Source organism: uncultured Nitrospira sp. (assembly GCA_902500695.1).
Taxonomy (GTDB): Bacteria; Nitrospirota; Nitrospiria; order Nitrospirales; family UBA8639; genus Nitrospira_E.
Map to the genome: position 1 here is coordinate 20,625 of CABVRQ010000019.1, position 25,045 is coordinate 45,669.

A 25,045-nucleotide genomic window follows, 5' to 3' on the forward strand; every position below is an offset into this window, starting at 1 on the left:
CCGTAACCCAGACCGGGATACCCATAACTTCCCATACCCCAGGGTCCTCCCATCATCATAGGGCTTTGGTAGCTGACTCCATGCGCCAAATATTTTTCAGATTTGGTAAACACGACCGCATCACTGCCTAATGAAGCGGCCTTTTTAAGAATGTTGACCTGCTCGGTTGCATAACTATCCGACCCACTACCTTCCATACTCAATTGAGCAATGCCGATATGTGCACAGGCAGGCTCCCGGATTAAAATTTCAACTTCCTGCCATGAGGCTTTGGCCGGAAAGGTCTGGGAAGTGAGAAGAAGCGTGTTGACGGACGTACATCCGGTCATAAATATTCCGAAACCGAGAAGCCCTATAAAAACCATGTCCCGCCATGCGCGCGCGCATGGTGACTGACGTTCGCTCATGGAAGGTACCGCTCAAACATGTGCCCTTCTGTGATCAGGCGGCGCTCTTCGATTGTATCCCGTTGTCGGCGGTAGACTTCAAGGCTCGTCCGGTACTGGCCTTCATGGAGGCGCCAGGCAGCCTTTAACTCATGCAGTTCACCGGGAAGTCCCTGAACTTTTCGTAACATGGTCTCCGCAAATCTCAAATGTTCAAGTTGCAGCTCCCATTGTTCCAGGTGCAGTGTCCACCCTTGAAGATCAAGTGCTCGCAATTCCTGAATGACTGGGTCATGCGTGACCGGGAGGTTATGCAAAAAATCTATCCGTTTTCTGATGTCATCCAGGTTGATGGTCAATTCTCCAATGTGTCTTTCCACATCACTGAAAATCGATTGTAAAGGCCGAATCTCTTCGGCGACTGCCGATCCGGTTCCCATTCCCGTGAGGATCATAGTGAAAACTACCAGAAGCATTTTCAATATTTTTGCGATAGACATCATGTTTCCTTTCTCTTACCTCGAACAGTGCGTTCCCCTATGTTTACCAGACCAACGGATCTCTTCCCTTTTTGAATCACCTTATGGAAGAGCAACAAGGTCCCTGTATACTCGTCAACGTGATCCCGTTGGCCGAAGTTTATTCATACGTCCACTGGCTTCGATCCTATTGATGTATGTGTGCTTTTTGGCAAACCGCTTGAAATGATTCACATGATAGGATCGAACGGTATGGGTATAGACACGACTATCCGGCACCATCCCCTTTCCGCCTGATCCCGAGGAGCATGGTAGCTTTTGGGTCTGGAATGATTTGATTATAGACGTGCCTCCCACGCTTTTAAATGCCAAAGACCGGAAGTTTCCCAGGAGCCTCTCATCCACCCTTCCCCCTCCTACGACTGCGGAAATACCATTCATCTACTTCAATGGCATGAGCAATGGGCCTTTCCTCTGTCAAGGCCTGAGTACCCATCAAACGTAAGCACAAAAATTTAATCGCTGCCGTGCGCATTGTCAGGCCGACAATAGCATCAGCCGTTCTCGAGCTGGCCCAGCCGCAAGGAGATCCCCGATAAATCACCGAAGCAAAAGCTGGCCTATTCTTGCACTTGTCGTGGTCATACCCTCCTGAACATGGATAGGCGGGGATCCAAGCTTTCTCAGGCCACCGAGGTGGAAATCGAGCTCACTATTCGTCCGTCCCAATATTTTATAACAAAATGGGCTCTCCCTCCTGAGAGTTCCTATGTGGTCCTGAACATCAAAATCGCCGATGGAATCCAACACAGGTTCACGTCTCAATTGTTTCAAAGCTTACGGGTTTACACCTTCTCGAACGGCATGCAGGTCTATGGAAAAGATCTTGAGGGCACCAGGGGACGACCATTCAATTGGGATTCAGATGCTAAAGCCAGATGACTACAAATTCAACTGCGACCTCCACCCGTCCATGCGAGGTAAATTGTTGCTCCTCCAGGTGGATGTGGTGTAATCGTCCTGGCTCTACGGTGTAGGCTATCGGCAGACAGCGGTTAGAGCCAAAGCCCTAAATATAGACCCAAAACAGATTATTTCTAGATTCATCAAAATTTCCTCTCACAGACATCAGAGACACGGTGAGATTTTGAGAAACCAGTTCATTCACCTTATCTTTCACCCATTGAGTATGTCAGAATCAGAAGGGGTTCGGTCCCAATGCGTCAAAGACTGTTATATGTATCGGTGAAATCATTTTGAGAACGGCAAGGAGGACATCATGGAGGTAGTCACATTACTCATCGCTGTCGTCGCGCTGGTGATTGCGATCCTGGCATTTCAGCGAACCGGCGGGGGGATTCGCGATCTCCGTCGTCAAATAGAAGACCTCAGCGAAAAATCCGAACATGCGACAAAAGGGGCTCGCGACCTGACCGCTGATGCCCTCAGTCGTCTGGAAACGTTTATTCGTGGACAGCAGAAACCTACCCCAACGGAGCAGGAACCCCTGGAAGGCTCACCTCCAACCACCGAGCAGACCTCTCCTCCAACGGAACAGGAACGCCCGAAAACGGAACCTCCAACCCCGGAGCAGAAACCATGAGACCATGGGTCATGCCGGCGGCGGTTTTTTTTCTGGGATTAGGCCTCGGCGTAAGTGGCCCGCTGTTACTCTCTCGGTATTTGGATCCCTATCTTCCCGCTATTTTGAAGAACACCGTGCATCCACTTGAAGGGTCGGTGACACACAAACAACGCCAACAGGATCGATTACTGATCACGATTACCACCCAAGACGGAACCATTTTAGCGACCTTTCAACAACAGGTTCAGGAAATTGACCTCCTCATTAAGGAACGTGATCTGGTAACATTAGATGTGAGGCGATATGAACCTTTTGTGACCGACCCCCCGGTGATTCGGGTCACCAAGTATACGAACATACCCCCTCCTACTGACACAGACCCGAGTTCGTCCATTCAATCTGACCCTACACAGGAAATCGGCTCAACACCTGATCCCACAGGATCTGTCCCTTAGACTAACGAGGCAGTATCGAATACCAGTTCTCCTTCAAAATGACTTACGTTTTTTCTTGGTCTTATCAAAAAAAGAGGTGAAAGTGGTTTGGTTAACAGAAGCACGTCAGTTGAATGGGTCCGTGATCAATATTCTACAAGTTCTCCTCTTAGTAGGAATACTGACCGGCTGCGGCGCCATGAATGCCATACCCCCGCCCGCAACGCCAACGGCAGTCCAACAATTCCTCATGGCTCAGGCTGTGGAGCGCAGCTTGCCTCGAGAGAACACCATGCCCATTCCCTTAACCTCTGGAGATACAGTAAGTCTCAATATCTCTGGATTGAGCGTTGAACAGGGATTGGCCGTTGCAAAAGAGTTTTTCAAAGGTGCGATTGGGGGTTGGCTGGGAGAAAGAGGGGTCAAAATCGTCATGGATCCAGCTAAAGCAAAGTACCGGATCAACATTCTTGTCCAGGCCTTTGGAACTGAACAAAGGTCCTCCTTGTTCGGGTTACCTCCAATACAGAGTACTCTCCTCCCGATTGCATTGCCCCAGATAGCAATATACGCTTCTCAAAAAATGTCAGGATATACCCGATTCCGCCTGGATATTTACGAAACGGCTACTGGACAATTTACTCGCTCCACCCCATGGTTCCAAGGGTCAACCTATTTCAACGAATATACCATCTTGTTTTTTTTCGACTTCGAGTTTACCGATCTGATCGCTCCATTTTGATCTCTTGCTCTAATTTTCAACCAGGACCATTCAAATATTCAAGTCCGATTGAAAAACAAGGAAGCATCCCTCAAAACGCTTAAACGCCAAGGAAAAGCTCGGCTGAAGAATCCGTGAAATGCCGGAAACCCTACTCACACTGACTCCTTCAGGAGGATTTCACCAGCACATACAAATGACGCGAAGCACGGACAAGCACAATCAGCACAACCTGTTCGTTCTTCAGCCGTTTATACCAGGAGGAATACTCTCTGACCGATTCCACGGGATGCTTATTCAATTCAATAATCACATCGCCTTCTATGATCCCCGCCAATTCAGCAGCACACCCTTCCTCAAGAAATGAGACCACAGCGCCCTTGGTTGCAGGATTCAACTCATATTCCTGAATGGCCGCCTGATCGACTTCGGCCACTTCCACACCGGCAAGCGGATGTTCCACCCGAGGCGTTCGAATACGCCGCGCCTGAGGGATCGGTGGTTGCTCACGGATAATCATTCTTACCTTACGTTCTTTTCCATTCTCGACCATCCCCAATTCGATCTGTTCTCCAATATTGGCACGTGTCACATTCTCCAAAAGCATTTGCCCATCTTTCACGTGTTCCCCTTGGTACTGAAGAATTACCTCTCCCCGGTGTATCCCGGCATTATCGGCCGGTCCACCAGGCACCACATCGGTCACTAGAGCCCCTTCACTGTTTTTCAGGCCAAACCACGGAGCCAACTCCGTCGTCATTTCCTGCACACCCAGACCTAAATATCCTCTGACAATCTTTCCATTTTTGATCAATTCCTCTAACACAGGCCTTGCCAATGAAGAAGGCACTGCGAACCCCACTCCCTGATACCCTCCACTTTGAGAGGCTATTGCCGTATTAATGCCAACTAATTCTCCCCATGTATTCACCAACGCTCCACCGGAATTTCCAGGATTAATGGCCGCATCGGTCTGAATAAAGTCTTCAAAGCGGGCTAACCCCATGCCTCCCCGATCAAGAGCGCTGATGATACCAAGCGTCACCGTTGAATTCAGACCAAACGGGTTGCCAACAGCCAATACATATTGGCCAACGGCTAACGAGGAGGAATTTCCCCAGGGAATCACTGGAAGATTCTCAGCCTGAATTTTGATAACTGCCAAATCTGTTTCCGGATCCGCACCAACAACTTTGGCTGAAAATTCACGCGCATCTGGAAGAGTAACAAGGAGATCACGGCTTTCGGCAATCACATGATTATTGGTCACAATATATCCGTCGGAAGACAAAATGACTCCTGATCCTGAACCCTTTTGACGCTTGCGAATACCCGGTGGCGGTTGGCCCTCACCAAAACCTCTAAACGGAAGAGGAGCGCTTCCTCCCCGAGAATCGACAAGATCAATGGTTGCGGTGATATTGACCACAGCCGGGGTTACCGCCTGAGCCACGTCTTCGAATCCCCCTTGATTTAAAGTCTTTTCTTCCGTCCGTTCCAGTGCCGACTCCGATGGTTCACCTGCCCATCCAAGACTTCTCTCCATTCCGATACTCACCGCAAAAACACCGGCACAACCGATCCACATCGCCAAGGCCGGACTAAAGGCCTGCGGGAGCCAATGACGCGTCACCTTCCTCTTCTTATTGTCCATTTTTCATCCACATAATCGGTTCTTGATGCCTGTACTGCATTCCCGGAGATAATCTTCGATTGGCTGAATCCACTATTGTCCCAAAATCTTCTTCAGGCGAAATTTTCTTATACCCCATTCACTGTAGGCCCTCCCCAACCTAAAGCCTCTTTCATGAGCGGGTCGAAGGGTTTTTTCAAATGAGGGTGACACCCTCCTCGAGAAACACGACGGCAAAAAAGCATCTGTTTCCCCGAATAGGAAAGCATCGCAGCCAGAGGTTAGAAGGCGAGGGAGAGTCTCGACTAAAACAATGATTATTTAACTCCGGAATAATACCGGATAATATCCGAAACGGAGACGACCCCGACGATCCTGTTACTCTCTGTGACAGCAAGATGCCGGGTAGCTTTCTCTTTCATCAGGCGCACAGCTTCCACAATTGAATCACTGGTCTCAATGGTGACTAACGGTTCACGCATGCAGGTCTTCACCGTGGTTGTCACGGGGTCTGTTCCGGACGCGACCACCTCTCGAGTCAATTCTGTTTCAGTGATATATCCCAGGAACTCATCCCCACTTTGAACCAACACAGAACCGATCTTCCATTTTTGCAAGCATTGCGCGACTTCTTGCAAGGTGGCGTCAAGCGACACCGATCGAACAGTTTTTGCCATATAGTCTGCAACGTTTGGACCGGCACCTTTCCGTTTCTTGGACTCCTGCGAGAGAGAGGCCCGTCTGGCTTCGAGATCCGCAATGCCGCTTTCCAACACTCGCTGACGTTGCCGAACCGTTTCGCGCTGGGATTGATGGGTGGTGCCTTCCGGCGCCCCTTCGGGAAGATTCATGAGCCCCGCTGCCTCCCCAAGTTGGGCATAGTCATACGTATCTAAAAGCGGCGAAGAACTTCCGAATGCATCGGCAAGAATGTCTTCTGTGGTCGAATCAAATTCATTCAAGGATGCGGGAGAAGGCTCATCAGTCAGAAATTTTTTCAGGATCTCTAACTGCTGACGAATCCGGGCAATATCCTGATCCAATGTACCCACTCGATCCGTTTTAGACGTCTTGGATAATTCCATAAAGCCTCCTATCCTCAAGGACTAAGATAAAAATGAACGAAAAAACGATACTACCCTACCATTAATGAGTAGGCAATCAGAAGTTTTTCTGGAATGAATAGACCCCCACGAGGGGAATGGAAGGGGGTGAAACAGATTATGAAGAGGACACCGCCCACAAACCGATCAATGATCAAGTTTCCAATAAACTTGAAAGCAGGGTGGCAAGTCCTAGGAAACTGAAAAACCCGACCACATCGGTGACCGTCGTTAACACAATGGAGGAGGATTGCGCCGGGTCCTGCTTGAGTGCCTTCAAGGCGATGGGAATAATCGCGCCGGATAACCCCGCAATGACCATCGAGATGATCATGGATAATCCGATGATGAAGACCAATCCCAACGACCGGCTCCATAAGCCCACAGCAAAGCAGGCCGTAGCAGAAACAGCCAGTCCATTTAAAAATGCGACATAGACTTCTTTCCCGCTGACCCGGAGCCATTGAGATGGTCGAATATCCCGTAAGGCCAACCCGCGAATGACCACAGCGAGGGATTGAGCCCCGGTATTGCCTGATTGCCCGGCAACAACCGGAAGCAAAACGGCCAGAGCCGTAAATTTGGCAATGGTCCCTTCGAACATTCCCACCACAAAGGCGGCCGCAAATGCCGTTAATAGATTGAGCTGCAACCACGGCAATCGTTTTCGGACGGAAAACCATACAGGGGAAAGCGCACGCTCATCCTTATTTGCCCCCACCATCGTGAGCAGGTCCGCACTCGCATCTTCCTGACTGGCTTTAATAATGGCTTCGTTTCGAACAACGCCTAATAGCCGTTTGTCCAAATCCACAACGGGAATCGTAAAAAAATGCCGTTCACCAAAGAGTTCAATAATCTCTTCACGCGATTCCAAAGGATGAATGGTGGGAAGATCCTGAACCATGACTGACTGCAATTTTTCTTCCGGATCCACCAGCAGTAAGTCACGAACGGAAATCCGGCCCACAAGCTTTTGGGTTCGATCAATGACATACACATCATGGACATCTTTTTGCGCTCTGATCCGCACCTGTACCATGGCTTCTCGAACCGTGCTTTCCTCCTGCAACACAAAAAACTTTGGATCCATAATACGGCCGACGGATTCCTCCGGATATGTCATATAGGACCGGATTTCCTGTGCATACCGTTCAGGAACTCTGAAAAGAATCGCCCGTTGCAGATCGTCGTCCAACCGCTGAAATAGGGAGGCAGCCAATGACGGCGAAAGATGCGGCACAACCTGCTTCAGGAGATCGGTGGGCATGATCGCCAACGTATCCGCAGCCACGGGAGGAGTGATACAGGCAAGGAGATTCGCGGCATTTTTCGGACTGGTTCCCTGCAGGACTCGTAGAACATCCTCCACCGGATACCCTTCCAGAATACGTGCGGCTTCCTCATGATGATTCTGAAAAAATGCCTCATTCAGAAGATGACCTCTTCCCCGAACCTTTGTGCCCCTTTGCGTGGTCAGATCCCTCACCCTATTTTGTTCCGATCTTGTAGGGTTTCTGCAACATCGGTCATTAAACGAATGCCGGTTAACGAATACACTTCCCAAAGTTGCATGAGCGAATCACTCACGGAACCCAACGGAGCCTTGCCTCCGACATCTTTCTCAATCCTGCGTAACATCCGATATCGCAGGGCACCAAAAAATGTTCCCCATCGATCCACCACCGGCAAGGTATGAAACCGGCTCCACTCAGAATGTTTGAGAATTTCTTCCAGATTGGCCTCTGCTGATAACGTGGTAATCTGGGTCTCCATTAATGTTCCGACTAAATGATCAGACCGATCAATCAGCAGTTGCCTCAATGTGAGGACACCTTCCAATTTGCTATCGCGATCGATGACATAGACATAGTACATGGCTTTCTGGCCATAGGTACGAATACGGTCTATGGCCTCTTCGACGGCAATATCAGGTGGAAGCGTGAACACCTGAGGATCCGCTAAGCTTCCGGCCGTATTGGGTGAATACCGCAAGGCACGGCGAAGGGTAGCCCCCATCGGATCATCCAGCCGGTCTAATACTTCCTGGCGAACAGGTTCCTCAAATTGCCGAAGAACCCCGATGGCTGATGTGGCATTCATGGCGCTTAAGACGTCTGCTCCAAGGTCTTTCGAAAGCTCTTCGATGATTTTGGCAGTGGACACCGGCAAACAATGCTCCAACACACCAGCGATTTCTTCGCCGGGCAAGGCCTCCAGGAGCGAAGCCGATTCATGGGGATCCAGGGATTCCAGATGACGAGCCGCTTCCACGGGATGGGCCTGCAGATACCCGAGAGTGAGCCGATGTTCGAGGTCCATAGGCTAATGCTCAGGATGAGTGATGACAGCTGTTGATTCGGTGACCTGAGTAGCAGGAACAATAACCCGGCCTTCCCTGGTTTCTAACACGACCGAGATGGGTGTAACTGCAACGACGGTTCCTTGGTTCTCCCCGATTTTTACGGTCATACCCACCCGAACCATTGAACCCAAATAATGAGCGGCAATGAGATTGGCCACGGCAGTTCGTGACCCCAACCCAAACGATAATGCCGCCCCCCCGATCAATCCCGCCAATAATATGATAATAGTATTATTCAATAATTCTGTATTAATCCCAAGTGCGTCAATGGCCGTCACTACGATCAACAGGACTACCGCTACATAGACGGCCTGGGCCACCATCGTCCCGTGGGTAATCCCTGCCGAGCTACACGTCATGGTAATCAATTCACGGACAAAGTTCGCGGCGATTAAACCCAGAACCAGCACCAACACGGCAATTCCAACTTTGGGAATGTAGTAGGCAATACTCGTCAACGCATCCGAGACCATCGTTAAACTCAGGGTGTCGGACGCTTGAATGAGAAAAACCAGGAAAATAATCCAAAAGCCAATCATCCCTAATATTTCTGAACTTTTCTGCTTGGTTCCTGATCGCTCCAATAAGGTTTGCACGGCGGTGCGACTCAGTAACCGGTCAAACCCCATCAATTGCAACAAGCGTGTCACCACGACAGACACCAACCTGGCCAGCACATAGCCAAGACCCAACAGCATGCAGGCCAAAATCAGAGTTGGTAAATAGGCAACTATTTGAGCCAGGCTCGCGGTAACCGCGTCGGTTAAGCCATCCACCCACCCGGCCATCGTCAGTTTTTTCTCTTGCATATGAAGGATCGCCCTCTCTTCCCGATCGACCTATCTAGACGAAATGCCATGTCTTCCCAACCAGATTCGATGGTCATGGGAATATGACAATCGTTGATCATAGTACCCTCTTGGACATCACGCAACTGACATTCTGGCGAGATACCTCATTTTATTCAATGTTGGCATACAACCTGACTGGCCATTCGTTATAGAGAAGAGCTCATGAAACCGTTTCCCTGCACATCTGGTTCGTACCTCCTCCCTTCCTTCGCTCCCGCTGCATAGCCTTAGCAAAACACAGGATGGCCCGATCTTTCAGCCAGGCAGTCAACTCTCGACCAATCCGAACCCGCCAGGAAGGATAAACTGAGTCCGGTGCTCCTGGCAGATTAGGCGTATCCAGCTCTGCCAACAAATCTTCAAGCTGCACGATGAGCAGGCGGGAGGGTGTCCTGCCTAAGTACTGGTACATGGCTTGAAGCATGTCGTCCGGAAGACTAGGGGGAATCGCCTGGGCAGCACAGAGGCCCTCCCGATGTAAGGCCTCCCATAATCGTTCCCGATCTTCAGCACGGCGTCGCTGCTCTTGCTCGATATCCTTTTTTCTGAGATAGACACCCCCTTCTTCCTTAATAATGATATCCCGTCCAGCCCAAAACCCTTTGAGGGTAGGGAGGTCATGTGTCGTCGCAGCCACAAGCGCCTGTTCAGGATAGGCATGTGGCGGAATCATGGCTCCGCCGGGCTCTCGTTCAAAAAATAGCAGTCGATAGGAAAGAAGACCCGCTGCATCCAATTTTTGCCGAATGGCAGGAGTGACAGCACCGAGATCTTCTCCAACCACCATCACCTTTCGTCGCACACTTTCCAAAGCCAGGACCGCCAAAATTTCATCCACATAGGTCCTGACATAGATGCCATCCTTCCCTGTTCCGCCTTGGGGGACCCAGAACATTCGGAACAGCCCCAAGGCATGATCGATCCGGAGGACACCTCCATGTCGCATGTTTTGCCGTAAAGTTTCTCGAAAGAAGCGATAGCCATCCTCCCGTAATCGAACGGGATTGGGAACGACCAATCCCCAACTTTGTCCATTGAGATTAAAAGAGTCCGGTGGGGCTCCAACCGTGATGTCGGACGCAAGCTGATCTTGAAAGACCCAGGCATCAGCACCATCAGGATGAATGCCTACCGGGAGATCGTGATACAGCCGGAGGGACAACGAATGTGTCTTTGCGACATGATCGAGTTGCTGTAATTGCAACTCACACAGCCATTGAACGTATTGATAAAATTGTACGCGAGTGGCATAGGATCGTTGAAAAACTTCCACATCAGGGGACTGGGGATGCTGAAAGGCGTTCGGCCAGGTACGCCATGCCACCGTCCCCAGGTGTTCAGTCAAGACCTGAAATGTACAAAACATTGTCAGTTGCGGATGGAAACCGGAAACAAATTTGGCAAACGCCCTTCCACGAGCCGTGAGATTTTTGGGCCGGAGATGGTGTCGTCGAAACACTCGAAATAATTTCTCAAGAACTGTCCATTTCAGTTTCCCTACCGCTTCATAGTCGACGAGTGGATTCTCCCGAAGCTGTTGGAGGGTATGCAGAAATTTTGCACTTTTAGCTTTTTGACGAAGACCTGCCGACATCCGCCATTCGTCCACCCCCTCCAGGTTCAAATACACAGGACTCCAAAAGAGACGACTGGACGGAGAATAGGGGCTTGTTAATCCTGCTGCCGGGATATGAAGAGGATTGACCCCGATGGTAGCCACTCCCCAACGAGTCCCCGCCACTTTCATGATCTCTTCTAAATCTCGAAAATCCCCAATTCCCCAGTTTCTGTGTGATCGTAATCCATAGAGTTGAAGAGAAATCCCCCAAGCACGTTTGGGCAAAGAGGGGAGATAACATTTCCTCGGTGCCACAATAAGCAGGGCCTGTCCCTCCACTGTTCGCTCTGAGTGAAGCTTCACACGGACCGAAAGACGGAAGTATCCGAGTGGAAATTTTCCCGAAAGAGGAAAATGCACCTGGACATATTTAATTCCTTGGATTGTCTTCTCAGCTTTCACCTCACCACTGGCACCTCGCAGTGTTAGGTGCCGACTGCCTCCCTTCTCATCCGTCACCTGGATAGTGAGGGAAACCTTCTCCAAACTGATATCCTCAAGAGGAATCGAAAGAGGCAACATGAACGGGGAATCAGAAGGATACCGCACCACAACTGAATCAATAACCTGTGCCCAGGTTCGGGAGATCGCATAAGAAAGCGAGTCACGAATTTCCTGTTTCGAGGAGGCCTTTACTCCCATGCTGGCCAGGACTTGCCGGAGATGAGGCACCGTGACCTGTCGCTCAACACCTAACCCATCATAATAGACCGGCTCAATGCCATACTGCTGGCCTAGTTGCCAAATCAGCTTCGTGGCAGACTCATAATTTTTCATCGTTTTCATTCAAAAAAAAGGAAATGTTCTTAATGTCTGTTAGCACGTAACCACTTTCAACCGTACCCCATCCTCAGTTTTGTTGCATCCTGTTAATGAAGGTGCCCTGCGGACGAACCACGCCTCCACCACCCTATTCATATTCGGCGCTAGAGATCAGAAGGAGTTTCCAGTCTTGCCCTTTGGCCGAGTATTTTCCCTTCACAAAGTTCTCTTTCCCCACGTGCGCTTTATCATTGTAAGGGAAGATCAATCTTGTGTCTTCTACAAACCTCGTTCTTATCTGCTGTAAAAACTGATCTGAATAATCAACATTTGGCAGGTTCAATACTCACTTAACTCTTTGCACGGGAACGTTTCCCCCCAACTTCCAGAAAAATCATTTTCCCTTTTCAGCAACCCTGCGATAGCCACAGAAATGTCCAACGGCTTGGACGAAACGCCCTATTTCCGGTACAATGTTTTTTAAGGGAATTAGAATGGGGTCCCTCATAAATCAGACAAGCATAGGAGCTGAGAAACGAATTATGCCTCCCAAAACACCAGACGAGAAACCACCCAAGAAAAAACCCTCCACCACAAAAAAACCGCTCACGGCAGGCAAAACGGCTCCAAAAACCACTAGCAAAGCTGTGTCATCAGCTACGACCAAGCGGTCAGCGATGCCTCAGGCAAAACACAAGGATCCCCAGACCTCCTATCCGGGTCCCTCTATGGCTCTATCCGAAGAATTGCGGGAACGAATTGCCCAACGCGCCTATGAAATTCATCATCGGCGTGGAGGCCAACATGGCAGTGATTGGGAAGATTGGCTTCAAGCCGAGCGTGAAATCCTCTTACAGCAGCCTCCGCCAGCTTAGTGGACGATTGGAATATTGATTTTTGAAAACCAGACACCTTTTACTCACTGACATTCAAACAATGGAGGATATCTCACATGGATAACGACACTCGATATGTCTTGCTCGCTGGACTATCATTAATGGTCGGAGTGGTTCTCGGAACCGGACTTGGTCTGTTGATGGCTCCCCAGTCAGGATCCCGAACCCGTCGTCAGTTAAAGAACATGATGGAAGATGCCAGCGAACGGGCCGGAGAATTTGCAGATGATGCCAAGGAAGCGGTCACCGGCATTGTCGAGCGCAGCAAAAAATTTGTTGTCTAGCCGACTGATGCCAAGGGTTCTGTCCCGCACAAACGCTCATGTCTCCGTACCCGTTTTGACCACCTGCCCAAATGGGGGCATGGTGGCTGATTCGGTTCCCCATGAGCCGTATCCATCGGACCCAGTGACAGATGGCCATGGAGTCCCTGGTCAGGATTTCGGGGTTCGAAACAAGGCAAGCCCCCTGGAGACTAAATGGTAGGGTTGGCCCCCTTTCAGCAATTTCGTATGTTTGGGACTTTTCTTGTCAACAGGCACACCTGTGTCAAACTCCAACTCCCACCGAACGGATTTAGTGTGAGCAGGAAGAATGAAATCCACATCCTCATGATGGGCGTTGATTAATACGAGAAACGTCTCGTCGACAATCGGCCGTCCTTGACTATCTTTCTCCACAATCGCATCCCCTGCTAACCGTATTCCCAAAGTTCGGAGGCCCATCTGCCAATCTTCATGCGACATTTCTTTCCCATGCGATCCGAACCAGGCAATATCCTTCACCTCTGAGTCCTCTACCCGACGCCCTTGAAAAAACCTTCGGCGTTGAAACACCGGATGGGTTTTTTTAATGTCAATAAGCAGTTTCACAAAGTCCAACAATCCGAGTTGAGGTCGCGTCAGGTTCCAATTTATCCAACTTAACTCGTTATCCTGGCAATAGGCATTGTTATTCCCCTGCTGCGTACGACCCAATTCATCTCCGCCACAGATCATCGGCACTCCCTGGGATAACAACAGGGTGGCGAAAAAATTCCGGACCTGCCGATCACGTAATTCCTGAATCGCGGGATCATCGGTCTGACCTTCGACACCACAATTCCAACTATCATTGTCATCGGTCCCGTCCCGATTTCCCTCCTGATTGTCTTCATTATGCTTGTGATCATAAGACACCAAATCCTGGAGGGTAAATCCGTCATGGGCAGTGACAAAATTGATACTGGCATAGGGTTGTCGCCCGCTTTCTCCGTAAAGATCGCTGCTCCCGGACCAACGATTGGCGACTTCCCCAAGCAATCCGCCATCCCCCTTCCAATACCGGCGTATAGAATCGCGGTATTTTCCATTCCATTCCGTCCACCCAGGTGGAAAATTTCCCACCTGATAGCCGCCTTCTCCCAGATCCCAGGGTTCTGCGATCAGCTTCACCTGCGACAACACAGGATCCTGGTGAATGATGTCAAAAAAGGCACTGAGTCGATCCACATCGTGTAACTCACGTGCCAATGCGGATGCCAGGTCAAACCGGAAACCATCCACATGCATATCGATCACCCAATACCGCAAGCTGTCCATGATCAATTGTAAGGTCCGTGGATGTCGGACATTCAGCGTATTTCCACAGCCGGTGTAATCCATATAATAGCGTGGATTGTCCGGGGACACACGATAATAGGATGCGTTATCAATCCCCCGGAATGATAACGTTGGCCCGAAGTGATTCCCTTCTCCCGTGTGGTTATAGACCACATCAAGAATGACTTCGATGCCTGCACTATGGAGTTTCCTGACCATGGATTTGAACTCATCGACCTTTTCTCCCCCACCAGGAAAAGCCGAATATCGGATGTCCGGGGCAAAATACCCAATGGAGTTGTACCCCCAATAATTGGTCAGACCCTTTTCCTTCAGATAGAGGTCATTCACAAAATGTTGAACCGGCAACAATTCTACGGCGGTAATTCCGAGCGATTGCAAATATTCAATAATCGCCGGAGAGGCCAAACCCGCATAGGTTCCCCGCAAGGCTTCAGGAACATCCGGATGCCGCATCGTCATGCCCTTGACGTGGACTTCATAGATCACGGTCTGCTCCCAGGGAATATTCAAAAGTTGGTCGCCTCCCCAGCTAAAGGCCTGGTCGACAACCACCCCTTTCGGAATGTTGGCCGCATTGTTGCGATCATCAATTGAGAGATCACCTGCCGGATCTCCAAGACGGTAGCCAAACATGGAATCGGACCATCGCACAACACCCGTCAAGGACTTCGCATACGGATCGATGAGAAGCTTGGCAGGATTAAACCGGTGCCCCGCCCCAGGATCATATGGCCCATGCACCCGGTATCCATAGAGTTGACCGGGACGCACCTCAGGTAAATACACATGCCAGACTTGATCCGTTCGTTCCTCAATGGGAATCCTGTGGGTTTCCTGCTCCTGAAGTTCATCGTCAAACAGACAAAGATCCACACCGGTCGCATTCTCGGAGAAGAGCGCAAAATTGACTCCCTGGCCGTCCCATGTGGCACCAAGCGGGTATGATCGACCTGGCCAAATTCTCATAGATTCTGCTCTCCTGGATATGGGTTTCTGAATATCGGGAATTGCGGGTGCCGATAATACAGTATATCTCAAGACGGGGCAAAGGGGATAAGCTTCTGCCGGGGTTTCCAGGTCTCCGCCTATTTGTTAAGCTTTCCATCATCAGCAGGCATTCCCCCCACAAATAAAATGATCGACAATAACAGCAGGGAGGAAACACGTTTGGAAAAATTAAAGGCCGTACGATGGCAATTAGAACTGGGCGGATCGTGCATCGACGCCTCTTCTGTAGAATTCCGGGTGTGGGCACCCAAGGTTCAGTCGGTGGCCGTCAACATTATAGGAAATGCCGGCGAACCGATTCCCCTTTCTCAGGAATCTTTTGGGTATTGGAAAGGAACCGTACCAGACATCTCTCCGGGCACTCGCTATCAATATGTATTAAATCACACTATCGAGCGTCCTGATCCGGCTTCCCGCTCGCAACCGGATGGCGTGCATGGCCCGTCGGAAATTATCGATCCTCATGCGTTTTCCTGGACAGATCCATCCTGGCGTGGCCTGCCTCTTGAGCAATATATCATCTACGAGCTCCATACCGGCACCTTCACCCAGGAAGGGACCTTTGATGCCATCATCAGCCGTCTGTCCTATTTGCGTGACCAGGTTGGCATCACCGCCATCGAACTCTTGCCGGTGGCGCAATGCCCGGGAACCAGAAACTGGGGATACGATGGGACCTTTCTCTTTGCTCCGCAGCAGAACTATGGTGGGCCTGACGGCCTCAAGCGACTCGTCAATGCCTGTCATGCAGCCGGCCTCGCGGTGATCATGGACGTCGTTTATAACCATCTGGGGCCGGAAGGAAATTACCTTGGTGATTTTGGCCCATACTTTACCGACACCTATAAAACTCCATGGGGGAGCGCCCTCAACTACGATGGACCCGAGAGCGACGCTGTCAGACAGTTCATGATCAGTAATGCCGTGTACTGGATTCATGAGTATCATATTGACGGGTTACGCCTGGATGCCATTCACGGCATCTTTGATTTCAGCGCCAAGCATCTTCTTCAGGATATTGGTGAAGCGGTCCGTGCGGAGGGACAACGGCTCAATCGGCAGGTACATGTCATTGCCGAAAGTGACCTGAATGATGTCCGTATTATTTCGCCCATTTCACGAGGGGGGCATGGGCTGGACGGGCAGTGGAGCGATGACTTTCATCATGCCCTGCATGCCGTGCTGACAAAAGAACGTAAGGGCTACTATGAAGATTTTGGACAGTTAAAGGACTTGGCAAAGGCCATACGAGAAGGCGTAGTCTATACCGGACAATACTCTCAACATCGGCGACGAAAACATGGAAACTCCTTCAAGCCATGTTCACCAACACAACTTGTGGTGTGCGCCCAAAATCATGATCAAATCGGCAATCGCGCACAGGGAGATCGCCTCAGTAGCTTGGTGAGCTTTGAAGCCCTCAAAGTCGCCAATGCCACGGTGCTTCTCTCTCCCAACCTTCCACTTTTATTCATGGGAGAAGAATACGGTGAAACCGCTCCTTTCCTGTATTTTATCGATCATGGAGACCCGGCTTTAATTGAGGCCGTCCGACAGGGGAGGACAAGAGAATTCGCGGCGTTCGGATGGACGGACATTCCTGATCCCTATGCTCAAGGGACCTTCGATCGTTCCACCATTCATCCTTGCATTGAGACTAATCCGCAACAACACGCCCACGCCCGATGGTGCCAGGCTTTGATTCACCTCCGCAAGTCTATTCCCGCATTAGGCACCGGAACGAAAGGTCATAAGATCCAGATTGGATCCCATGCGAAAAGTCAGTTACTGATCATTCATCGCCGTGCCAAAGAGGGACCTGACGCACTCATGCTTCTAGGGTTTCACGATAAGGCATCATTAGCGTTAGTCAAGCTTCCAAAAGGGAATTGGGAATCCCGACTTGATAGTGGAACCTTCGCCGCTGACGATCAGGAAGAACTTCTGGCTCCCTCCAACCTAAACATTCAGAAGGTGGAACAGGTCTCTCTCAAGCTTCCCCCCTATCCGGCCTGGATTTTCCTGAAAACTGACTAGCAATTTATCCAGAGACCATCTACGACAATCGTTGAGACCCAAGACATTCCTCTTGCCGAGAGGAGTGTCTTGGGTAAAATAGAAAGGGTTCTCGCCTTACCACCACAAACAGATGGTTGTTGAGGAGAGACGAAAAACAGATACGCAGAAATCTCGCAGATTCACTCGGGTTTAAAAAAGACCGCGGCTAACGGCGGGATGGTGATGAGCACAGAAAACGGTTGGCCATGCCAAGGCATATCTTCGGCTTGGACCCCTCCACCATTCCCCATATTGCTTCCACCGTACGCCTCTGAGTCACTATTCAAGAGTTCCCGATAATATCCGCCGGTCGGCACGCCCATTCGATAGGCTTCTCGAGGAACAGGGGTAAGATTCAGAGAACAGACCACAATATCGGAAGGATCTTTGGCGCGCCTGAAGTACGTGAGCGTCGAATTATCGCTGTCATGAAGATCGATCCACTGAAACCCCGTCCAATCATAGTCAACTTGATGGAGCGCAGGTTGTGAGGCATACAAGCGGTTAAGATCAGCGACGTACCGCTGAAGACCCCGATGCCGATCGTACTCAAGCAGATGCCATTGCAGGCTATCATCATGATTCCATTCCCACCATTGCCCGATCTCGCAGCCCATGAATAACATTTTCTTTCCAGGATGACCCCACATATGTCCATACAAGGCCCGTAAATTCGCAAATCGCTGCCAGTCGTCCCCTGGCATTTTATCCAGGAGCGATTTTTTGCCATGCACGACTTCATCATGAGAAAGCGGGAGGACAAAGTTTTCGGTAAATGCATAGACTAATCCAAAAGTCACGTTATGTTGATGATATCTCCGATAGATCGGATCCAGACTGAAATAATCCAGGGTATCGTGCATCCACCCCATGTTCCACTTAAACGTAAATCCTAACCCTCCGACATAGGTCGGCCTGGAGACCCCTGGCCATGCAGTGGATTCTTCCGCAATCATCACAATGCCGGGATGTTCCTGGTGAGCTACGGTGTTCAGCTCTTTCAAAAATTCCACCGCTTCCAGATTTTCTCGGCCCCCGAATTTATTGGGAATCCATTCACCGGATTTTCGCGCATAATCGAGATACAGCATCGACGCGACAGCATCCACGCGAAGACCATCGATATGGTATCGGTCGAACCAACTGAGCGCGCTATTGATCAGAAAATTTCTGACTTCGGTCCGGCCATAATTAAAGATCCGGCTATTCCATTCCGGATGAAATCCAAGCCTCGGGTCGGAATGGTCATATAAATTTGTCCCATCAAACCAGGCCAACCCATGGGGATCTTCGGGAAAATGCGCTGGAGCCCAATCCATCAGGACCCCAATGCCGGCCTGATGACAGCCATCCACAAACGCCATAAACTCTGCAGGAGTGCCAAAACGGCTTGTTGGCGCGAAATACCCGGTGGCTTGATACCCCCATGACCCGTCAAACGGATGTTCGGTCACCGGCATCAACTCAATGTGGGTAAATCCCATTTCCTTCACATAGGGAATGAGGTTTTGAGCTAATTCGCCGTAGGTCAACCATCGAGACCCTTCCTCTGGAACCCGTTTCCATGATCCCAAATGCACCTCATAAATGGACCAAGGCTGAGTGAGGGGATCACAGGTTTGCCTGGCTGTCATCCACTCCCCGTCCCGCCATTCATACCCCGAAAGATCACGAACCACAGACGCCGTTTTGGGTCGCAGTTCAGCGGAAGAGGCATACGGGTCGGCTTTCAAAAATGGGGCATCCCCATTTTGCGGCAAAATTTCGAATTTATACACCGCACCATCATTCATATCCGGAATAAATAACTCCCAAATTCCACCACCTCCTCGGCTTCTCATCGGATGCCGGCGTCCATCCCATTCATTGAAGTCTCCTACCACGCTGACCCGCTTGGCATTTGGGGCCCACACAGCAAAATTAACCCCTTGAACTCCCTGATGGATGCAGACTTGCGCCCCAAGCTGCTCATAAGCTTTGTAAAGTTTGCCCTCCCCGAACAAATGTAAGTCAAAATCTGAGATGAGCGGGGAAAACGCATAGGGGTCGTGGCGTTGGCTGGCTTTCCCCTGACGATCGACGATGCGAAATTGATAATCCGTGCCCAATGGATGACCATTCCACCGTGATTCAAAGACCCCATCAGGATGGACGAGCTTCATGGGAATAGGGGTGCTGTCATTTTTCCCAGGAAGCACGACCACTTCGGCAGCCTCAGGCAGAAATGCCCTAATGCAGATATCAGAAGAATTCGTCGAATCGCCCTGATGAGGACCCAATACGGAAAACGGATCCCATTCAATGGCAGAAACCAGACGTTGAAAACGATTTGAGAGTATTGGCATTGCCAATGAGTCCTTTCTGTGTTAATTAACAACATCCTAACATACCAAAAGGGACTATGTATTCTGCACTGTTGGCGTTGTTGCTTCTGCTGTTTTTTTCTGTTGCTTTTTCTATACAAAACTCCGAACCCATCATCATAAATTTTTTTGCCTGGACCTTTCAAGGGTCGCGGGCCGTCATGTTACTCACGGCTTTGGCATTAGGTGTGAGCCTGTCCCTACTGGCTTCATTGCCCTCCTACATTAAAAAAAGCCGGTTGATTGCCAAACAACAAAAAACGATCGCGGCACTGGAACGATCCGTCGCCGAGTTAACCAACCCTCCGTCCAACATTTAAAGTCTGTATGAAAAGCTCTTCCGGATCTCGTCGCAAAAAAATCACTGAACGGACGCCCCAAAAAATCCTGGCCATGATCATGGCTGGAGGCAAAGGCGAACGGCTTATGCCATTAACGGAACAACGAAGTAAGCCATCTGTGCCTTTTGCCGGCACCTATCGCATCGTCGATTTTGTCCTCAGCAATTTCATTAATTCCGGCATCCAAGCCATGTATGTTTTGGTGCAATACCGCTCACAATCCTTAATTGAACATCTCAGAAGGGCCTGGCGTTTTGGTGGCACCAACCGTCAAAACTTCATTACGGTCGTTCCTCCCCAGATGAAGGGACGTGGCAAATGGTATGAAGGGACGGCGGATGCGGTCTATCAGAATATTAACCTCATTCAGGACTTCGCACCAGGATTGGTGGCTGTCTTCGGAGCCGATCATATTTACCGGATGGATGTCCGGCAAATGATCCAGTTTCATCTTGACCAAGAAGCGGACGTGACCGTCGCGTCGCTTCCCGTTCCGATTCAGGCAGCAAAAGGGTTCGGAATTGTCGAAGTCAATGCCGACCATCAAATCATCGGTTTTGAGGAAAAGCCGGCCTCTCCCAAACCCATGCCTGAAAATCCTGAGATGGCGTTTAGTTCAATGGGGAATTATATTTTTAACGCCGACATTCTTGTGAAAATCCTGGAACAAGACGCCAGTCAAGCCGGCACTCACGATTTTGGCAGGAACATCATTCCGTCCCTCATTAAATCTCACCGGGTCCTAGCCTATGACTTCATGGATAATGTGGTGCCTGGCATTCACCCTTACGAAGAATGGGGGTACTGGCGCGATGTGGGAACACTGGAGGCCTATTGGCAAGCCAACATGGACATCTTGGGGGAGTCGCCAATCCTGGACTTACGAAATGTCAAATGGCCTATTCTGACCGATGCGTCGGTCGAACCCGTTGCGAGTTTGGTGCGATCTCACATGGATGATGCCATGGTTGGCCAAGGCAGCCTCGTGGTAGACAGTACGGTAAAACGCTCAATCATTGGGCGGAATGTCCGGATTGGAGAAGGCTGTACCATTGAAGAATCGATTATTCTTGATGGGACACTTATTGGCTCCAATTGCCATCTCCACCGTTGTATCATCGACCGATTTAACATTATCTCGTCCGGAACCACACATGGCGACAAACACGGACGAGACAGTCGTCGATCCACAGGCGGGAAGCTCGGACTCACCCTTTTCCCTCGCGGGCAATCGTATGGTGGACGGGCCATCCATTCTTCACCCTCCTCTTTAACATAAAGGAGGGATCATGAATCCTTTGCCTCTGCACATCCCGCTCTCAACCTATCGCCTGCAATTTAACTCGTCGTTCACATTCCAGGACGCCTCCCGCATTCTTCCTTATCTGTCTCAACTTGGCATCACCGACTGCTACGCCTCACCCTATCTGAAAGCCGTTCCAGGGAGCACTCATGGATACGACGTGGTTGATCCCACGGAATTAAACCCAGAGATCGGGACGGAAGCCGAGTATCGGGCATTTATCCAAGCACTTCACCAACATGGCATGGGTCAGATTCTGGACGTCGTGCCGAACCATATGGGGATAGCCGGATCGACGAATCTTTGGTGGCAGGATGTCCTGGAAAATGGCCCTTCTTCGCATTACGCCACATTTTTCGATATTGACTGGACGCCGGTGAAGCCGGAATTGGAAAACAAAGTGCTTCTCCCCATTCTGGGCGATCAATACGGCATTGTTCTCGAAAACCAGGAAATCATTCTCCACTATGACGACGGGCAATTTTTCCTCACCTACTATGAAAATCGCCTGCCTGTTGATCCCTGTACGTGGAGTACCATCCTGACCTTTAGGCAAGACACACTCAATCAAAGCCTGGAAAATTCCGATCCGCACTTGCATGAATACCAAAGTATTATCACCGCTCTCTCCCATTTACCTGCCAGAGCCGAAACGGAAACTGAACGGGTTGCCGAACGATACCGGGAGAAAGAGGTGATCCGCCGCCGCCTCTCCACCGTGGTTACAGAAAATTTAACTATTCGCAATTTTCTGCTGGAGAACATTCGGTTACTCAATGGCATCAAGAACTCTCCCCGCACATTTGATGTCCTCGACCACCTGGTGAGTCACCAAGCCTATCGACTGGCCTATTGGCGGGTCGCGGCTGAAGAAATAAATTATCGGCGTTTTTTTGACATCAACCAATTGGCGGCCATTCGCATGGAGGAACCAGAGGTCTTCCAAGCGGCCCATAAAAAAATATTTGAATTATTAACATCCGGTGCGGTGAATGGACTCCGGATTGATCATGTCGATGGGCTTTATAATCCAAGGGCCTTTTTGGCCCAATGGCAACAATGGGCGGCTGAACACTTAGAGGTTCAGGCCGACACCAAAGGTCGCTCCCTCTATCTCCTCGTTGAAAAAATCCTGGGTACAGAGGAACGCCTCACTTCTGATTGGCTGTGCCATGGCACAACCGGATATGACTACCTTGCCCTCGTCAATCAATTATTCATCCAGGAAACCCACCAACGACAGATCGAACAGATCTACAGCCGGTTTACCAAGCAGTCTCTCCGATATGACGATCTGATCTACGACTCCAAAAACCTCATCATGACCAGTTCCATGTCAGGAGAAATTAATGCCTTGGGGCACCAACTGAATGTCCTCTCCGAGAGAAACCGGCGCTCACGGGACTTTACGTTGAACAGCCTGATCCATGCCATCCGCGAGATCATTGCCTGTTTCCCCGTGTATCGAACATATATTGGACCGGACCCTCTCGAAGGCGTCTTGGATCGTGATCGCGCGTATATCCGGCTAGCTGTGGCGCGGGCAAAACGGCGTAATCCCGCCATCAGCAATCTGGTGTTCGATTTTATCCGCGATCTTCTCTTGAGAATTCCCCAGAATTCCCCTGATCTTGATTGGGAGGTGATTCGACCTTTTGTTATGAAATTTCAGCAAACGACCAGCCCGGTCACCGCCAAAGGCGTTGAAGATACCGCCTTCTATAGTTACAACCGCCTCACATCACTGAATGAGGTCGGGGGAGAACCACAACACTTTGGGGTACGGCTTTCAACATTTCATCAATACATGCAGGATCGAGCCACCCAATGGCCATCATGCCTCTCGTCCACGTCTACTCATGATACGAAACGAAGCGAGGATGTCCGGGCCAGAATCAATGTGTTATCGGAAATTCCTACAGAATGGCGGCAGCATCTTAAAATCTGGAATCGACTGAACAAAAAATTCAAGCAACCCATCAATGATCAACTGGCCCCGAGCTTGAATGAAGAATATTTGATTTACCAAACACTGCTCGGTACCTGGCCCTTTGGTGGCCTTTCGGACTCGACTCAACCCCAATTTTTGGCGCGCATACAGGGGTATATGGTTAAAGCCTTACGGGAAGCGAAAGTGACCACCAGCTGGTTGAACCCCGACGAGGCGTGGGAGAGAGCCGTCGGGGAATTTCTTGCCCACATTCTGTCGCTCAGGTCCTCAAATTCCTTTCTTCAAGATTTCATTCCCTTTCAACAACGCATCGCCAAATATGGCATCTATAATTCTCTGAGTCAGGTCCTTATTAAAACCCTTGCTCCCGGTGTCCCCGATTTTTATCAAGGTACGGAGCTTTGGGATTTCAGTCTGGTCGACCCGGACAACCGACAACCCGTGGATTACCTCTTCAGACAACAACGGCTGACTGAATTACAGGACCTGCAACACACCACAGCTCCTCCTGAATTGGTCCATACCTTATTACAGGATGCGGAAAACGGCCTGATCAAAATGTATTTGACCACCACCGCCCTTCATATCCGGAAGAGCCGGCCTAACCTATTTCTGGAAGGATTGTATCGGCCACTGGAATTCAAAGGGGAGCAGGCCCATCATGTGTGTGGATTCATGAGACAGATTTCTTCACATATCTGCGTGATCATATTCCCACGACTTTTAACCAATCTCATTCCGGATCAGACTATCAGTCCGGTCGGCGAACCCATATGGGGACACACCTCGATGGCACTCCCTCCGGAATTGGCGACATACTCGTTTCGCAATCTCCTGACCCAAGAAATTGTTGCTCCACAAAATGACCTCAGCATGGTAGGATTACCCCTAGGAACGCTTTTTCAACATTTTCCTTTTGCCCTATTGGAGCCCGTCTCATGACTATGAGCAAATTGAACACGGCACAAGCTTCTGACCAAGAATATTCTGATCAGTCCACGCCGGAGGGAGAGCTAGGCTGGGAGGGACACGTGCATTTCTCTGAGGATGTCCCGTTATGGAAACGGGTTCTGGATACATGGCCTGAGCTCCGCACGGGCTTATCCTACAGTCTTATTTTTGCCTCCGGAGTTCTCCTGGGAGGAGCCATCATGGCGATGGCCTCATCGAAAGATCATCAGAACCAATCATAACAAGTAAAGAATTACTATGGAGGAATTTCACGATGGATGAGCATACCACGCAAGGCGACTCAGGTTGGGTGAATACATTTGTCTTCATTGCCGGATTTCTTTTGGGCGCCGGGAGTGCCATACTCCTGACACCTGAAACAGGAACTCACGTGCGGAACCGATTGGCACGCGGCGCGAAGACCGCACAGGACGAATTTTCAGATATGGCTTCGCAAACCAAAGAGGCCGTGCATGCCTGGTCTGAAGAAGCCAGAAAAACCATGAAGCAGGCGGCCACGCGAGTCAACTCCGCCGTGGATGCCACCAAACATGCCGTCAAAACTGATTCTTTTGACGGGTAAACCTCAACCCTCCCGCAGGGGGAGGGACTTCCCCTTGACCATTCTCAGCC

At 50.2% G+C, this 25,045-nt stretch carries 21 protein-coding genes; 11 read left to right on the top strand and 10 right to left on the bottom strand.

All coding sequences use genetic code 11. The features are described 5' to 3' along the window. A partial coding sequence (locus AAH187_RS06990; RefSeq protein WP_342347726.1) for a hypothetical protein occupies window positions 1-329 on the bottom strand: 329 nt, incomplete at its 3' end. Window positions 330-403: 74 nt separating this feature from the next. After that, entirely contained in the window at window positions 404-889 is a 486-nt protein-coding gene (locus AAH187_RS06995; protein ID WP_342347727.1) for a hypothetical protein, read from the bottom strand. Window positions 890-2,144: 1,255 nt separating this feature from the next. Here AAH187_RS06995 and AAH187_RS07000 point away from each other — a divergent pair. The 3 genes from AAH187_RS07000 (at window position 2,145) to AAH187_RS07010 (ending at window position 3,626) form a co-directional block, all read left to right on the top strand. After that, entirely contained in the window at window positions 2,145-2,468 is a 324-nt protein-coding gene (locus tag AAH187_RS07000; protein WP_342347728.1) for a hypothetical protein, read from the top strand. Further along, a complete protein-coding gene (locus AAH187_RS07005) occupies window positions 2,465-2,905 on the top strand; it encodes a hypothetical protein (RefSeq protein WP_342347729.1) in 441 nt (146 codons plus the stop codon). The genes AAH187_RS07000 and AAH187_RS07005 overlap by 4 nt, the downstream gene beginning before the upstream one ends. An 82-nt stretch (window positions 2,906-2,987) precedes the next feature. Then, on the top strand, window positions 2,988-3,626 hold the full coding sequence (locus AAH187_RS07010; protein WP_342347730.1) for a hypothetical protein: 639 nt from the start codon (window positions 2,988-2,990) through the stop codon (window positions 3,624-3,626). A gap of 148 nt (window positions 3,627-3,774) precedes the next feature. Here AAH187_RS07010 and AAH187_RS07015 read toward each other — a convergent pair whose 3' ends face one another. The 6 genes from AAH187_RS07015 to malQ form a co-directional block, all read right to left on the bottom strand. Beyond that, complete coding sequence (locus tag AAH187_RS07015; protein WP_342347731.1) at window positions 3,775-5,238, bottom strand: Do family serine endopeptidase; 1,464 nt, start codon at window positions 5,236-5,238, stop codon at window positions 3,775-3,777. A gap of 317 nt (window positions 5,239-5,555) precedes the next feature. Next, the gene (locus tag AAH187_RS07020; protein WP_342347732.1) at window positions 5,556-6,323 is read right to left on the bottom strand and encodes a CBS domain-containing protein; all 768 of its coding nucleotides are present in this window, start codon (window positions 6,321-6,323) and stop codon (window positions 5,556-5,558) included. A gap of 172 nt (window positions 6,324-6,495) precedes the next feature. Continuing rightward, a complete protein-coding gene (mgtE, locus tag AAH187_RS07025; RefSeq protein WP_342347733.1) occupies window positions 6,496-7,830 on the bottom strand; it encodes a magnesium transporter in 1,335 nt (444 codons plus the stop codon). Continuing rightward, window positions 7,827-8,663, bottom strand: a complete 837-nt coding sequence (locus AAH187_RS07030) for a CBS domain-containing protein (RefSeq protein WP_342347734.1) — start codon at window positions 8,661-8,663, stop codon at window positions 7,827-7,829. Before AAH187_RS07030 ends, mgtE begins: the two co-directional genes overlap by 4 nt. A 3-nt stretch (window positions 8,664-8,666) precedes the next feature. Further along, window positions 8,667-9,515 carry a hypothetical protein gene (locus tag AAH187_RS07035; protein WP_342347735.1) on the bottom strand — a complete coding sequence of 283 codons (849 nt, stop codon included), beginning with the start codon at window positions 9,513-9,515 and terminating at the stop codon, window positions 8,667-8,669. Window positions 9,516-9,717: 202 nt separating this feature from the next. Continuing rightward, window positions 9,718-11,952, bottom strand: coding sequence for a 4-alpha-glucanotransferase (malQ, locus tag AAH187_RS07040; protein WP_342347736.1), 2,235 nt, complete (start codon window positions 11,950-11,952; stop codon window positions 9,718-9,720). Window positions 11,953-12,479: 527 nt separating this feature from the next. Between malQ and AAH187_RS07045 the strand changes: the two genes are divergently transcribed. Both AAH187_RS07045 and AAH187_RS07050 read left to right on the top strand, forming a co-directional pair. Continuing rightward, window positions 12,480-12,812 carry a DUF2934 domain-containing protein gene (locus tag AAH187_RS07045; RefSeq protein ID WP_342347737.1) on the top strand — a complete coding sequence of 111 codons (333 nt, stop codon included), beginning with the start codon at window positions 12,480-12,482 and terminating at the stop codon, window positions 12,810-12,812. Between the two features lie 77 nt (window positions 12,813-12,889). Further along, window positions 12,890-13,117, top strand: a complete 228-nt coding sequence (locus AAH187_RS07050; protein WP_342347738.1) for a YtxH domain-containing protein — start codon at window positions 12,890-12,892, stop codon at window positions 13,115-13,117. A gap of 150 nt (window positions 13,118-13,267) precedes the next feature. Here the strand turns inward: AAH187_RS07050 and glgX are convergent, their stop codons facing one another. Beyond that, a complete protein-coding gene (gene glgX, locus AAH187_RS07055; RefSeq protein ID WP_342347739.1) occupies window positions 13,268-15,403 on the bottom strand; it encodes a glycogen debranching protein GlgX in 2,136 nt (711 codons plus the stop codon). 201 nt (window positions 15,404-15,604) lie between these two features. On the opposite strand from glgX, the gene treZ reads away from it, so the two are divergent. Beyond that, window positions 15,605-17,482, top strand: coding sequence for a malto-oligosyltrehalose trehalohydrolase (treZ, locus tag AAH187_RS07060; protein ID WP_342347740.1), 1,878 nt, complete (start codon window positions 15,605-15,607; stop codon window positions 17,480-17,482). Between the two features lie 161 nt (window positions 17,483-17,643). Here the strand turns inward: treZ and glgB are convergent, their stop codons facing one another. Further along, window positions 17,644-19,848 (bottom strand): 1,4-alpha-glucan branching protein GlgB, encoded by a 2,205-nt coding sequence (gene glgB, locus AAH187_RS07065; RefSeq protein WP_342347741.1) that lies wholly within the window; start codon window positions 19,846-19,848, stop codon window positions 17,644-17,646. 56 nt (window positions 19,849-19,904) lie between these two features. On the opposite strand from glgB, the gene AAH187_RS07070 reads away from it, so the two are divergent. Genes AAH187_RS07070 through AAH187_RS07090 form a run of 5 tightly spaced genes read left to right on the top strand, consistent with a single transcriptional unit; the run spans window position 19,905 to window position 24,995 of the window. After that, on the top strand, window positions 19,905-20,186 hold the full coding sequence (locus tag AAH187_RS07070; protein WP_342347742.1) for a LapA family protein: 282 nt from the start codon (window positions 19,905-19,907) through the stop codon (window positions 20,184-20,186). Between the two features lie 7 nt (window positions 20,187-20,193). Further along, window positions 20,194-21,486, top strand: a complete 1,293-nt coding sequence (glgC, locus tag AAH187_RS07075; RefSeq protein WP_342347743.1) for a glucose-1-phosphate adenylyltransferase — start codon at window positions 20,194-20,196, stop codon at window positions 21,484-21,486. A 10-nt stretch (window positions 21,487-21,496) separates the two neighbouring features. Continuing rightward, a complete protein-coding gene (gene treY, locus AAH187_RS07080; RefSeq protein WP_342347744.1) occupies window positions 21,497-24,403 on the top strand; it encodes a malto-oligosyltrehalose synthase in 2,907 nt (968 codons plus the stop codon). After that, entirely contained in the window at window positions 24,400-24,654 is a 255-nt protein-coding gene (locus AAH187_RS07085; protein WP_342347745.1) for a hypothetical protein, read from the top strand. The genes treY and AAH187_RS07085 overlap by 4 nt, the downstream gene beginning before the upstream one ends. Before the next feature lie 32 nt (window positions 24,655-24,686). After that, window positions 24,687-24,995, top strand: a complete 309-nt coding sequence (locus AAH187_RS07090; RefSeq protein WP_342347746.1) for a YtxH domain-containing protein — start codon at window positions 24,687-24,689, stop codon at window positions 24,993-24,995. The last annotated feature ends 50 nt before the right edge of the window (window positions 24,996-25,045 follow it).

Excerpts from the sequence above, each read along its gene's own strand:
- AAH187_RS06995 (WP_342347727.1), bottom strand. The coding sequence starts at position 889 with ATGATGTCTATCGCAAAAATATTGAAAATGCTTCTGGTAGTTTTCACT.
- AAH187_RS07000 (WP_342347728.1), top strand. The coding sequence starts at position 2,145 with ATGGAGGTAGTCACATTACTCATCGCTGTCGTCGCGCTGGTGATTGCG.
- AAH187_RS07005 (WP_342347729.1), top strand. The coding sequence starts at position 2,465 with ATGAGACCATGGGTCATGCCGGCGGCGGTTTTTTTTCTGGGATTAGGC.
- AAH187_RS07020 (WP_342347732.1), bottom strand. The coding sequence starts at position 6,323 with ATGGAATTATCCAAGACGTCTAAAACGGATCGAGTGGGTACATTGGAT.
- AAH187_RS07030 (WP_342347734.1), bottom strand. The coding sequence starts at position 8,663 with ATGGACCTCGAACATCGGCTCACTCTCGGGTATCTGCAGGCCCATCCC.
- AAH187_RS07035 (WP_342347735.1), bottom strand. The coding sequence starts at position 9,515 with ATGCAAGAGAAAAAACTGACGATGGCCGGGTGGGTGGATGGCTTAACC.
- malQ (WP_342347736.1), bottom strand. The coding sequence starts at position 11,952 with ATGAAAAATTATGAGTCTGCCACGAAGCTGATTTGGCAACTAGGCCAG.
- AAH187_RS07045 (WP_342347737.1), top strand. The coding sequence starts at position 12,480 with ATGCCTCCCAAAACACCAGACGAGAAACCACCCAAGAAAAAACCCTCC.
- AAH187_RS07050 (WP_342347738.1), top strand. The coding sequence starts at position 12,890 with ATGGATAACGACACTCGATATGTCTTGCTCGCTGGACTATCATTAATG.
- glgX (WP_342347739.1), bottom strand. The coding sequence starts at position 15,403 with ATGAGAATTTGGCCAGGTCGATCATACCCGCTTGGTGCCACATGGGAC.
- glgB (WP_342347741.1), bottom strand. The coding sequence starts at position 19,848 with ATGCCAATACTCTCAAATCGTTTTCAACGTCTGGTTTCTGCCATTGAA.
- AAH187_RS07070 (WP_342347742.1), top strand. The coding sequence starts at position 19,905 with ATGTATTCTGCACTGTTGGCGTTGTTGCTTCTGCTGTTTTTTTCTGTT.
- glgC (WP_342347743.1), top strand. The coding sequence starts at position 20,194 with ATGAAAAGCTCTTCCGGATCTCGTCGCAAAAAAATCACTGAACGGACG.
- treY (WP_342347744.1), top strand. The coding sequence starts at position 21,497 with ATGAATCCTTTGCCTCTGCACATCCCGCTCTCAACCTATCGCCTGCAA.
- AAH187_RS07085 (WP_342347745.1), top strand. The coding sequence starts at position 24,400 with ATGACTATGAGCAAATTGAACACGGCACAAGCTTCTGACCAAGAATAT.
- AAH187_RS07090 (WP_342347746.1), top strand. The coding sequence starts at position 24,687 with ATGGATGAGCATACCACGCAAGGCGACTCAGGTTGGGTGAATACATTT.